An 11,498-nucleotide genomic window follows, 5' to 3' on the forward strand; every position below is an offset into this window, starting at 1 on the left:
ACGGTCACGCATTCACCAGAGGTTAATAAATAAACTGGATTTATAGACAAAACCGTAACATTTTAGCAACAATGAAAGGATTAAAACTGTGCACTATGATTAGATGTTGCCCACGCGGCGTTCCTATGAGAAAACGTTAGGCGGTCGATCTGGAAACCCTTTTCCATACCGTCAACATAATAATCATAATCAGCACGCAGTTTTGGAAGCATATTTTTAACAACGAGTAACGGCAACAGCGTGGCTATCGTGACAGAGGCTGACCCCGCAGGGTCTGACGCCGTAGGGCCGGATGCCGATCATCACATGCCAGGAAAGCTTACCGCGCTGCACCCTGTGCATCGTTAATGAGTCTAAAAATAGCAGTACCCAAGGAGGCTGTATGGCAGAGAAGAAAGCAACGCTGACGGTGGGCGCAGAGCATATAGAGCTCGATGTCCTCGCGGGGACGTTAGGAAATGAGGAGATCGATATTCGCAAACTGGGTAGCCAGGGCTACTTCACCTTTGACCCGGGATTTACCTCCACGGCCTCCTGCGAATCCAAAATTACCTATATTGACGGCGATGAGGGGATCCTGCTGCACCGCGGCTATCCCATCGATCAGTTGGCCAAAAACTCCTCTTTCCTCGAGGTGTGCTACATTCTGCTGTACGGCGAGGCGCCTGAGCAGGCGGAATACGATGTCTTCAAGAGCACCGTCACCCGGCACACCATGATCCATGAGCAGATCACCCGTCTGCTGCAGGGGTTCCGCCGCGACTCCCACCCGATGGCCGTCATGTGCGGCGTTACCGGCGCGCTGGCCGCGTTTTACCATGACTCGCTGGACATCAGCAACGAGCGCCACCGTGAGATCGCCGCGTTCCGCCTGCTCTCCAAGATGCCGACCGTCGCGGCCATGTGCTACAAATACTCGCTGGGGCAGCCCTTTATCTACCCGCAGAATAACCTCTCCTACGCCGGCAACTTCCTGCGCATGATGTTCGCGACGCCGTGCGAAGAGTATGTGGTCAACCCGGTGCTGGAGCGCGCCATGGATCGCATCCTGATCCTGCACGCCGACCACGAGCAGAACGCCTCCACCTCGACCGTGCGCACCGCCGGCTCCTCCGGCGCCAACCCCTTCGCCTGTATCGCCGCCGGTATCGCCTCGCTGTGGGGACCCGCCCACGGTGGCGCCAACGAGGCCTGCCTGAAGATGCTGGAAGAGATCCGCAGCGTGGAACACATTCCAGCCTTCATCAAGCGCGCCAAGGATAAGAATGATGCGTTCCGCCTGATGGGCTTTGGCCACCGGGTCTATAAAAACTACGATCCGCGCGCCACCGTGATGCGCGAAACCTGCCATGAAGTGCTCAATGAGCTGGGTATGAATGACGATCTGCTGGAGGTAGCCCTGGAACTGGAGCACATCGCGCTGAACGATCCCTACTTCATCGAGAAAAAGCTCTACCCCAACGTCGACTTCTACTCCGGCATCATACTGAAGGCCATGGGGATCCCCTCCAGCATGTTCACCGTCATCTTCGCCATCGCGCGCACCGTCGGCTGGATAGCCCACTGGAATGAAATGCACGAGGACGGCCTGAAGATCGCCCGCCCGCGCCAGCTGTATACCGGCTATACGCGCCGCGACTTCAGCTCACGGCTGGACCAGCGTTAATCGCCTCCCCGGCGGGAGTCACTCCCGCCGGTTTCCCCCGCGTCCAGCCCCTCCTGGCAGCGCGGACAGCCGTAAAACGGACGCGACGCCGCCTGCGCGCGGACGAGCGTCGTCCCGCAGCGCTCACACGCCTCCCCCGCGCGGTGAAATACCCGAAAGCGGAACAGCGCCCCGTGGTGGCGCCCCTCATCGACCTGACCACGCGTTGCATAGGAGAGGCGCGGCAGCGCCAGCAGCGCATGGCAGAGCGATGTCAGCTGCGCCGGACTCAGCTCCGTCGCCCGCCGCTGCGGCGACACGCCCGCCTGCCACAGGATCTCCACCCGCAGGTAGTTCCCCAGTCCGGCCAGAAAGCGCTGATCCAGCAGCAGGGCCCCCAGCTGACGACGGCAAAACGCCGGCGAGCACAGACGCTCGCGCACCTGCGCCTCCGTCAGGGCAGGATCCAGCACGTCGGGGCCGATGCGCAGTAAAAAGGGGTGGCGGAGGATCTGCGCCCGCGGCGCCAGCTGAATATCGGAGGCGCTGTAGAGCAGGATAGCCCGCTCGGCGGTCTCCAGACGCACGCGCAGCGAGCGCGACGTCGGCGGCGTCTCGCCGGCGGCGGCCACGCGCCAGACGCCGTACAGCTGATTATGGCTGTACATGCTCATGCCGTTGGAAAAGTGGATCAGCAGCGCTTTGCCCCGCGTCTCGATCGCCGTAATCTGGCAGCCAACCAGCCCGGCGGCGTAGCGCTGCAGCGACGGTGCGCCAAACCAGACCCGGGTCAGCGTCCCACCCCCGACCGCAGCGCGCAGTCCATCTGCCGCCCGGCGAATTTCTGGTCCTTCCGGCATAGATGCCCCCCTAATAGCGTATGCTTGACCGCGAGGCCGAAAATGGATCTCCCCTTCCTGCGCAGGCGTGAGCGTCATATCGCCACGCCGCGGAGTCGGATCTACCTAAGTGGCGGCGCGGCGGTCGTTTTCAACCCCGCCGCACGGCGGCGCCTTTTGGTTGCCCCGATGCCGTCGGCAAGCGCTATACTGACAGGCCGACGGCGCGCCGCGCTCTGGCCGCGCCCCATACAGGAGCTCCCATGTATCACACCGTCCTGCAGGCCGGGCCCGATCTGGCGCTGATCCCGGCGCATCCGCGCTTTGCCCGCGCCCTCTTCGCGCTGGTCGATACCAACCGCGATCACCTCACTCGCTTTATGCCCTGGCCCCACAGTATGGTGCATATCGATAACACGCTGCAGACCCTGCGTGCCCAGGCCGATGCCCACCGAGCGGGCAGCGCGCGCCACTATGTCCTGGTTTACCGCCAGCGCTGCATCGGGCTCATCTCCCTTAACAGCATCGATCGCGAGCGCCGCTGTGCGCCGATCGGCTACTGGATCGATCGGACCCATCAGGGAAAAGGGCTCATGTCCGCCGCCCTGCAGGCCCTGATGTACCACTGCGTAGCGCAGGGACTGGTTACTCGCTTTGTCATTCAGTGCATGGTCATCAACCAGCGCAGCAACGCCGTCGCCCTGCGCAACGGCTTCACGCTGGTCGAGACGCGCCGCCGCGGCGAGGAGCTTGATGGCGTACGCTACGATCAAAATATCTACCTGCGACGCTTTGACTGATCAGGAAGCAGCGTATTTCGGCGTAATGAAGTGTAAAGCGAATATTTACACGGTAATTTGCAATTAATAAAAACAACATATTGATTTTAATATCAAAAAATATAAACCATCGCCATGGAAACAGGCTTTCATCCAACGCATATAGGCTGGATGAAAAGATTTCCCAACAAAAATAATGATAAATGGGTTATAATACGGTCGTATCGTTTATTTTCACTTCTTTTTACCGCCCGGCGCTCCTGTCACTCAGGCACTATTCCCGGCGGTTTTTACTTTTGCGAGGCCATAACATGCAACTGCCACACTGCCCGAAGTGCCACTCTGAATACACCTATCAGGACAATGATATGTATGTCTGCCCGGAGTGCGCCTATGAATGGAATGACGCCACCGCCGAAAGCGCGGAAGAAGAGACCCTGATCGTCAAAGACGCCAACGGCAACCTGCTGGCGGACGGCGACAGCGTCACCGTGATCAAAGATCTGAAGGTCAAGGGCAGCTCCTCAATGCTGAAGATCGGCACGAAGGTCAAAAACATTCGCTTGGTCGAAGGCGATCATAACATCGATTGCAAAATCGACGGCTTTGGCCCGATGAAGCTCAAGTCAGAATTCGTCAAAAAGAACTAAGTCAGTCCCGTGGTGAATAGCGGGCGATAATACCATTAGTAGACAATTAAATAAGATCATCCGTAAATGGGTGATCTTTTTTTGTACTTAATTAATAAAAATCATGATTTTTTACTATATCTTTACATCAAAGATGCAATATTTCATGGTGAATAACATGCAAATCATTCGCTGATTTTGATGACGAAAGCTGACGCTTTTATTATTAAAGTCTTTTAATATCAAATAGTAATAATAACTATGTTCTAAAAATCGTCAGTGGAAAGGGGGATAATCGTAGGCTTTATTTCTGTTACTTTGTAAATTACAGAAAAAAAGATAGCGAGGGGTCTATATTCCGCAGCGGTTTTTATGTAAGCTATCTGTGACAGTGCAGAGCAGAAACAGAATGAGGATATATTTCACGTAACTGAATATATATGCGTAGCGCTGATTGCGATATGCAGTGAGTCAATCAGGTGTACCTTCTCTCTTTATATGACACGGAAAGTATCAGCCTGATTGTATCGTTTTCCCTGGTGTTGGCCGAAATTGGCAACCTGATTCAGCGATGAATCAGGTTTTTTTTACCTTTTCGGCCTGGTTCTAATTCTATTGACATCTGCCGATAGCGTCTAGTTAGACTAAGGTATAGCTATCATGCGGATACCGTTCAGTTACCTATGTAAAATTCCCGTTGACACGCAAGATAGAGGATGTAATTAGCCGCGGAACGTATTACTGTATATCTTTCGCGATAAGGTGATTGGGAGAAGGAACGAGCGTGTTTGCTGATAATGAGAGCCTGACAAGAGAGATCAAGCAATTTATCGATCGGTCACTGGTCGCTTACGGCCACACTCAGTTTGCCTATTTATTGCTCAATAAGAAAAACCCATCGGACATTATTATCATCTCCAATTACCCAGATGAATGGGTAACGCTGTATAAAGAACACCATTATCAGCACATCGATCCGGTCGTGATCTCTGCCCTGCGCCGGGTATCGCCCTTCCTGTGGGATGAGAAGATCACCGTCAACTCGAAGCTGAACCTCTCGAAAATTTTTAATCTTTCCAAGAAATACCAGGTGAGCCGAGGCTACACCTTTGTGCTGCATGATGCGGATAATCAGCTGGCGATGCTGTCTCTGATGGTCGACGATCGCGGACTGGCGGAGATTGAGCGCAGCAGAGGCGTCCTACAAATGCTGCTGATCGATGCCCATGAGCGCTTTATGAATGGCCAGCGCCACATTACCGCACAGCACTACTGCAGCAAAAAAGAGCCAATAGAGAATATTTTCTCCACGCGTGAAAATGAAATTCTTTACTGGGCCAGTATGGGGAAAACGTACCAAGAAATTGCGCTGATCCTCGGTATTAAAACCGGCACCGTCAAGTTTCACATTGGCAACGTTGTCAAAAAGCTGGGGGTATTAAACGCCAAGCACGCGATCCGGCTTGGCGTTGAGCTGCAGTTGATTAAGCCGATTGAGGGCTGAGCGTATCGGCCTTCAGTACCAGAGGCCAACTCTGCAGGGCCTCCTCAGCAAAAGGCTGATCCTGATTAATACGCTCTATCAGCAGACGCTGGTTCGCCGCATCCGTCGGTAAATAGACTAGATAGATATCCTGCGCTTTCTCCGAGACGCCGCGCTCCACCACGGTAATATTCCAGCCGGAGCGGGTCAAAATCCGCAGCATCGAATGGCTGACAATCGTATAAATACCGCGGTGACCAGAGGCCATCGTATAGTTAATCATGGCGAGAAACAGGAGATGACACAGCGGATATTGATTGCCCAGCAGAGTTCGGGCGCGGCGCTTATCAACAAAGAAGCGGCTGGATTCAAAAAACTGGCTGCTGGCCGGGATCTCGCCTTTCTCAAAGTAGCGGAAAAACGTGCCGACAATCATGTTGTGATGACAGGTTTCAATTAAGCGTACGCTGCACACCACATCGTTATCCTTCACCCCCAACAGATAGGTTGTATGCTCGCTGTCATACTCATCGAACTCCATCCCATCGCTGCAGGTTACCGCCCAATTGAGCCGATCCTTAAACGTCCCCTTGCGCAGGGAAAATAGCTCTGTTGATGTCGTTCTTGACAGAGACTGGTAGTCAACATCAAAAATCTCAAACATTTTCTGTCCTTTAACGCCCCGCCTGTGTACACACCACCACGTAACCCAGCGTAAGCCAAACGGTGCCTTACCCTACGCTGACGCGTGCCACTATAATCCTATATTTCATTTACTAAGAAAATATCCGAATACAGTCCAGCGGAGAGATTAACTCCGCTGCGAATCCATGTTATTGACCATAACATAATAACCCCGCCCAATATACTGAGATTTTATCATCTGCGACGGTAAGTAAGGCTGAAAGCGCGGCGGCAGTGCGTTCGTCTGACGGGGAAAATAAACACTTTTTTGTTTATCGACAGAAGGTTAAGCGGGACATGGATTCTTTGGATTATGCTTCAGCGTCAGCGAAAATGCAACGATGAGGCTCTAGGAATAACCTAACGTCATACGCGTAATCATTGGGAAAATAATAACTCTCATAATGTTATTTTTATCATCCTGACGATACTCTCAGGCGCCGTCGCTGCCTGCATCGGGCGATCGGCTAGCACCGTTTACGCTAATGACGGAATAGCGCGGCCGATTATATTAGGGCACGGCGCTATGGTATTGGTTTGGTATTATGGCGGCGATCGCGCGGCGAGAGACCCCCGCCGCGCAGCCCCGCTAGGCGGGATTGGCAATATCGATAAAGGTGACGTCCAGATCATGCTCTCGGGCCAGCCACTCCCCTAGCGCCCGAACGCCGTCGCGCTCGGTGGCGTGATGGCCGGCGGCAAAGAAGTGAATCCCCATCTCGCGGGCAACGTGGATCGTCTGCTCCGACACCTCACCGCTGATAAACGCATCCACGCCAAAGGTCGCCGCCTGCTCAATAAAGCCCTGCCCACCGCCGCTGCACCAGGCCACCCGCCGGATCAGCGCGGGCCCGCTATCGCCGCAGTGCAAAACGCCGTGGTGCAGCTTACGCTCCAGACGCCCCGCCAGCTCTCCGGCGCTGCAGGGCGTTTGGAGCTCGCCATAGGGCAACAGCGGCGCAATCAGCCCATGCGGAGTGATCTTTAGCCTCTGCGCCAGCTGGGCGTTATTGCCCAGCTCGGGATGGGCGTCCAGCGGTAGATGGTAGGCGTATAAATTGATGTCGTTAGCCAGCAGCGTTTTCAGACGCTGCCGCCGCATCCCGCGCACCGTCGGTGCCTCGCTCTTCCAAAAGTATCCGTGGTGAACCAGCACCGCGTCGGCCTCGGCCGCCACGGCGGCATCCAGCAGCGCTTGGCAGGCGGTCACGCCGGTAACGATGCGCCGCACCTCACGACGCCCCTCCACCTGCAGGCCGTTGGGGGCGTAATCCTGCATACTGTCTACGTCAAGCAATCGGTTAATCCGCTGCTCCAAAACCAAATTATCCATGGGGTCTCCCGGGCAGGTCACCTGCCGCCGTCATCGATCGTGCTGCGGATAATACGCTACTCGTCTCCTCCGGCAAACAGCGTCCGCTCCCCCTGACGCAGATGGCGAAACGCCACGCCGCTGCGGTTCCCGGCCGCCAGCTGTGCCATGATCTGCTGCTCCGCCGCGACGCCGGCCCGCAGCGACGGCTTGATATGCGATATCACCACCGGCAGTCCCGCCAGCGCCGCCGTACCGCCGCTGTAGCGGGACAGATTGATCATCTCCTGGTTCAGCAGCGCCGGGGTCAGGTGCCCAAACAGCTGCGTCTCGGGCACCTCATCGCTGAAGGAGGTCTCTATGATGATCCCCTTTAGCGCCCTACTGGCCACCAGCGGCCCCAGTCGGCGCCAGACGCTGTCCAAGCGCTGGCTGTTCTCTACCCGATCGGCGCCGGTATCGCCAAAGTACGCCACGTATTCGCCCTCTCGCTCCAGCAGGATCATCGACGACGTCTCTCCGCCGTGGCTGAGCGGGTAGACAACCCCGCTCAGACCGCTGACGCCCAGCGTAAAGCGCTGCCCCGGGCGGACGCTGTGGATGCGGTAGGTGCCCAGCCGCTGCCCTTGCCCGGCATCGCTGAAGTTAGGCCAGCTCTTCCAGTTAAAATAGTGATTGCGCAGGGTGTCGGCGCTGTCCGCCAGGGTGTAGATCGGCTTACGGCTATCCTCCGGCGCCGCCAGCAGCAGGCCGGCGACGTGATCCAGATGGGGATGGCTGATGAAATAGGCGGCGATGAGCTCTCTCAGCACATAGCCCTGTGGCGTCCAGGGCGCGGCGCGCTCCGCGCTCACCGTAGGAAACGCTCCCTGCTCAAGCGCTCGAGCGATCCCCGGCAGGGTGGTACCGGCGTCCAGCGCAACATAGCGCGTATCGCGCTCATGGCGGATAAGATAGGCGTTCAGATTATCGCCGCTCAGCCCACCGCCGCTGCCCAGCGCCACCAGCTCAAACGCGGCCTGCGCGGGACACATCGCCAGCCCGCACAGCAGCGCGCCGCCGGCCACCCATCTACGCCACATCCTCTGCGTCATGTACCACTCTCCCTGTCTTTGCCATGTTTTCGGCGCCAGCGCCTTATGCCGCGCCGTCGTCCCCTGCGCGGGCGCGGGCAAAGGCCAACAGCGTGTCCTGCCGCGCGCGGGCGTGATCGACCAGCGGGTCGGGATAGTCTAGCACGCGACGCTGCCGCAGCGCCCAGCGCTGAGGGTGATGAATGTCACTGTCCGGAACCTCTCGCAGTTCAGGGAGCCAGCGGCGGATAAACTGCCCCTGCGGATCATAGCGCTGCCCCTGTACACGCGGATTAAAGATGCGGAAATAGGGCGCGGCATCGCTGCCCGTAGAGGCGGCCCACTGCCAGCCGCCGTTGTTCGCGGCCAGATCGCCGTCGATCAGCTGACGCAGAAAATAACGCTCGCCCAGACGCCAGTCGATCAGCAGATCCTTGACCAGAAAGCTGGCCGTCAGCATGCGCAGCCGATTATGCATCCAACCGCAGCGGTTCAGCTGGCGCATGGCGGCATCCACCAGCGGAAAGCCGGTCATCCCCTGCTGCCAACGCTGCAGTCCCGCCGGATCGTCCCGCCAGCGGAGCCGCGCCGTCCAGGGAATAAAGGGACGATGGCGACAGAGATCCGGCCAGGCCACCAGCAGATGGCGGTAAAACTCACGCCAGATCAGCTCATTTAACCAGGCCTCGGCGCCGCTGGAGGGGCTGGGGGAGGCCAACGCCTGCGCCTGCAGCGCCGCCAGACACTGGCGCGGCGATAGCACTCCCAGCGTCAGGTAGGGGGAGAGCTGACTGGTTCCCGCCTGCGCCGGAAAATCGCGCCGCGCCGCATACGTCGCCAGCGCCCCGTGACAAAACTGCGCCAGGCGCGCCTGGGCCGCCGTCTCACCGGCGGGAAACAGCGCGCTATCCACCGCGGCGTCCGGATAATCGACGCGCGCGACCGGCGTCGGGGCCGCCGCGATCGGCTGACGCGGCGACGGCGCGGGTAGCACGCGCAGATCGGCCGAGGCCAGACCGCGCAGAAAGGCGCGCTTAAACGGCGTAAAAACCTTAAACATCGCGCCCGCGCCGGTCAGCACCGCCCCCGGCGCCAGCAGCAGCGCGTCGTCAAAAAAATGGCAGGGAAAGGGCAGCGCGGCGGCCAGCGCATCGTCGCGGCGGCGCTCATTCAGCTCATACTGACGGTTAGCAAACAGCGCATCGGCGCGCTCGCGCAGGCACACCTCGCGCACCGTCCGCGCCTGGGCCGCATAGTCGTCCACGCTCAGGCAGTACAGCGGGATCTGGCGCTGCCCCAGCGCCTCCTGCAGCGCCGACAGATTCTGCCAGATAAACTGCGCCTGACGCGGCGCCATCTCCTGCGCCAGCCACTGACGCGGCGTCGCCACATACAGCGCCACCACCCGCGCTCGGGCATCGGCACAGGCCGCGTGCAGCGCTCGGTTATCCGTCATGCGCAGATCGCTGCGCAGCCACACCACGTGCGTCCTCATCGCGCCCCCTAATGGCCATAGCGCAGACGCAGAGCGTCCGGATAGGGGGAAAAATAGCGCTGCGACGCCAGGTAATCGTCCGGGTACTCCCGCAGGTAGTGGTTGATCAGCGTCAGCGGCGCCAGCAGGGGCTGTACCCCCTGGCGATACTGTAGGATCAGCTGGCTCAGCTCGGCACGCTGAGCAGGATTGAGGCGTGGGCTGAAGTAGCCCTGTACGTGCTGCAGCACATTGGTATGGTTACGGCGTGAGGCGGGCTGTCGCATCAGCGCCATCAGCCGATGACGGTATTCTGTGGCAAACGCCGTCGTCGAAGGCCACTGGCCTATCTCCGCCACCATCCGCCCCAGCGCGCGGTAGGCGGGCTGAGAGTGGGCCAGCAACAGCAGCTTATAGCGGCTGTGGAACGCCACCAGCGCCCCGCGGCTCAGCCCCGACGGCCACAGTTGGTTAAACTCGTGCAGCGCGTATACTCGGGCAATAAAGTTCTCCCGCAGCGCGCCGTCGCTCAGGCGCCCATCCTCCTCGACCGGCAGCCAGGGCATCGCCGTCATCAGGGCGGCGGCGAACAATCCCACTCCGTTTTTACGCGCCTCGTGCGGCGTATACACCTTCACCCGCTCCATGCCGCAGCTGGGCGAGCGGGCGCAGAGGATAAACCCACACAGCGACTGCAGCTGCGGCAGCTGACGCGCGGCGAAATCCTCCATCGCCGCCGTATAGTCCAGCGTCGGATCCCGGCTGTTGACCAGCGCCACCGACGACGACGCATCGTGGCGAATCAGGCGCAGCGCTGGGCGCGGCGACGGCAGGCCGATGCCCATCTCGGGGCACAGCGGCAGGAAGTGGAAAAACGGCGCCAGGGTATCGGCGGCGAAGGCAAAGCGCCGGTGACCGCCGTCAAAGCGCACCGTCTGACCGAGCAGGCAGGCGCTGATCCCGACAGGAATGGCAGAAGACATGGCGTACCCTCCGTTGTTCTATCCCCGTGACCACGAGGAGTCGGTACGCCAAGTGTAGATTGCCGAATGGGGTTTGCCAGGTATCGTGACGCGCACGGGCTCAGAAGAAGTCGGGCCGAACCTTTTCTGACTCCGCCAGCCACACCGGCTTGTCGCTGGTTTTCGACCAGACCCGGTGCAGATAGCTATAGAAGCGTGCCCGATCGTGACGCAGCAGCATCACGGGAAAGGCCAGGGTACCCACCAGAATCACGCCGCTGCGGCGCAGCCAGATACGCGGCCAGGAATAGCGCTGATACATCGTGACCTCCTTGCAAATACGTCCGCTGGCGCCGGCGCCGGGAGCGTCAAAAAACGGCCGAAAACGGTGGCCGAAACAGCCCCAACATAGCCCCTGAGCGCACAAAGATCAAGCACACCTCCGACCACTTGTTGCGTCAGCGTACGCCGCAATGCGATAGAGGACAGCAACGATAATGCCGATCGCGCTGGCGCATCGTCAGGCGTGACGAGCGTTCACGACATGGGCGAGAGTCTCCTGGCTATCCTCCCCTTTCCCGCCGCACATCTAACGCACGGCGCGCCCCACGCCAGCCC

11 protein-coding genes are annotated in these 11,498 nt (G+C 58.8%); 4 read left to right on the forward strand and 7 right to left on the reverse strand.

Features of this window, described 5'->3' with window-relative positions; translation table 11 throughout:
• Positions 1-382: 382 nt before the first annotated feature.
• Positions 383-1,666, forward strand: coding sequence for a citrate synthase (locus BRD58_RS13520; protein WP_012849416.1), 1,284 nt, complete (start codon positions 383-385; stop codon positions 1,664-1,666).
• On the opposite strand, the gene nei is transcribed toward BRD58_RS13520, so the two are convergent.
• Complete coding sequence (gene nei / locus BRD58_RS13525) at positions 1,663-2,505, reverse strand: endonuclease VIII (RefSeq protein ID WP_012849417.1); 843 nt, start codon at positions 2,503-2,505, stop codon at positions 1,663-1,665. The genes BRD58_RS13520 and nei overlap by 4 nt on opposite strands.
• A 242-nt stretch (positions 2,506-2,747) precedes the next feature.
• On the opposite strand from nei, the gene BRD58_RS13530 reads away from it, so the two are divergent.
• The 3 genes from BRD58_RS13530 to BRD58_RS13540 all read left to right on the forward strand — a co-directional run bounded on the left by BRD58_RS13530 (position 2,748) and on the right by BRD58_RS13540 (position 5,396).
• Entirely contained in the window at positions 2,748-3,284 is a 537-nt protein-coding gene (locus BRD58_RS13530) for a GNAT family N-acetyltransferase (protein WP_012849418.1), read from the forward strand.
• Between the two features lie 290 nt (positions 3,285-3,574).
• Positions 3,575-3,913 carry a zinc ribbon domain-containing protein YjdM gene (locus tag BRD58_RS13535; RefSeq protein WP_012849419.1) on the forward strand — a complete coding sequence of 113 codons (339 nt, stop codon included), beginning with the start codon at positions 3,575-3,577 and terminating at the stop codon, positions 3,911-3,913.
• A 763-nt stretch (positions 3,914-4,676) separates the two neighbouring features.
• The gene (locus BRD58_RS13540) at positions 4,677-5,396 is read left to right on the forward strand and encodes a LuxR family transcriptional regulator (RefSeq protein WP_012849420.1); all 720 of its coding nucleotides are present in this window, start codon (positions 4,677-4,679) and stop codon (positions 5,394-5,396) included.
• Here BRD58_RS13540 and BRD58_RS13545 read toward each other — a convergent pair.
• From BRD58_RS13545 to BRD58_RS13570, 6 genes are all read right to left on the reverse strand, one after another.
• A complete protein-coding gene (locus BRD58_RS13545; RefSeq protein WP_069579107.1) occupies positions 5,377-6,039 on the reverse strand; it encodes an acyl-homoserine-lactone synthase in 663 nt (220 codons plus the stop codon). The genes BRD58_RS13540 and BRD58_RS13545 overlap by 20 nt on opposite strands.
• Before the next feature lie 609 nt (positions 6,040-6,648).
• Positions 6,649-7,392 (reverse strand): type 2 GTP cyclohydrolase I, encoded by a 744-nt coding sequence (locus BRD58_RS13550; RefSeq protein WP_012849422.1) that lies wholly within the window; start codon positions 7,390-7,392, stop codon positions 6,649-6,651.
• 56 nt (positions 7,393-7,448) lie between these two features.
• Positions 7,449-8,465, reverse strand: a complete 1,017-nt coding sequence (locus BRD58_RS13555) for an MBL fold metallo-hydrolase (RefSeq protein ID WP_226079101.1) — start codon at positions 8,463-8,465, stop codon at positions 7,449-7,451.
• A 43-nt stretch (positions 8,466-8,508) separates the two neighbouring features.
• A complete protein-coding gene (gene phrB, locus BRD58_RS13560) occupies positions 8,509-9,939 on the reverse strand; it encodes a deoxyribodipyrimidine photo-lyase (RefSeq protein WP_073383389.1) in 1,431 nt (476 codons plus the stop codon).
• Between the two features lie 8 nt (positions 9,940-9,947).
• On the reverse strand, positions 9,948-10,901 hold the full coding sequence (locus BRD58_RS13565) for a YbgA family protein (RefSeq protein WP_073383394.1): 954 nt from the start codon (positions 10,899-10,901) through the stop codon (positions 9,948-9,950).
• A gap of 100 nt (positions 10,902-11,001) precedes the next feature.
• Positions 11,002-11,202 (reverse strand): YbfA family protein, encoded by a 201-nt coding sequence (locus tag BRD58_RS13570; RefSeq protein ID WP_012849426.1) that lies wholly within the window; start codon positions 11,200-11,202, stop codon positions 11,002-11,004.
• Positions 11,203-11,498: the final 296 nt, after the last annotated feature.

The organism is Edwardsiella piscicida (genome assembly GCF_001896205.1).
Classification (GTDB): domain Bacteria; phylum Pseudomonadota; class Gammaproteobacteria; order Enterobacterales; family Enterobacteriaceae; genus Edwardsiella; species Edwardsiella piscicida.

Bases quoted from the DNA above. Each gene is read 5' to 3' on its own strand.
- nei (WP_012849417.1), bottom strand. From the start codon at position 2,505: ATGCCGGAAGGACCAGAAATTCGCCGGGCGGCAGATGGACTGCGCGCT.
- BRD58_RS13545 (WP_069579107.1), bottom strand. From the start codon at position 6,039: ATGTTTGAGATTTTTGATGTTGACTACCAGTCTCTGTCAAGAACGACA.
- BRD58_RS13550 (WP_012849422.1), bottom strand. From the start codon at position 7,392: ATGGATAATTTGGTTTTGGAGCAGCGGATTAACCGATTGCTTGACGTA.
- BRD58_RS13570 (WP_012849426.1), bottom strand. From the start codon at position 11,202: ATGTATCAGCGCTATTCCTGGCCGCGTATCTGGCTGCGCCGCAGCGGC.
- BRD58_RS13530 (WP_012849418.1), top strand. From the start codon at position 2,748: ATGTATCACACCGTCCTGCAGGCCGGGCCCGATCTGGCGCTGATCCCG.
- BRD58_RS13565 (WP_073383394.1), bottom strand. From the start codon at position 10,901: ATGTCTTCTGCCATTCCTGTCGGGATCAGCGCCTGCCTGCTCGGTCAG.
- BRD58_RS13520 (WP_012849416.1), top strand. From the start codon at position 383: ATGGCAGAGAAGAAAGCAACGCTGACGGTGGGCGCAGAGCATATAGAG.
- BRD58_RS13555 (WP_226079101.1), bottom strand. From the start codon at position 8,465: ATGACGCAGAGGATGTGGCGTAGATGGGTGGCCGGCGGCGCGCTGCTG.
- BRD58_RS13535 (WP_012849419.1), top strand. From the start codon at position 3,575: ATGCAACTGCCACACTGCCCGAAGTGCCACTCTGAATACACCTATCAG.
- phrB (WP_073383389.1), bottom strand. From the start codon at position 9,939: ATGAGGACGCACGTGGTGTGGCTGCGCAGCGATCTGCGCATGACGGAT.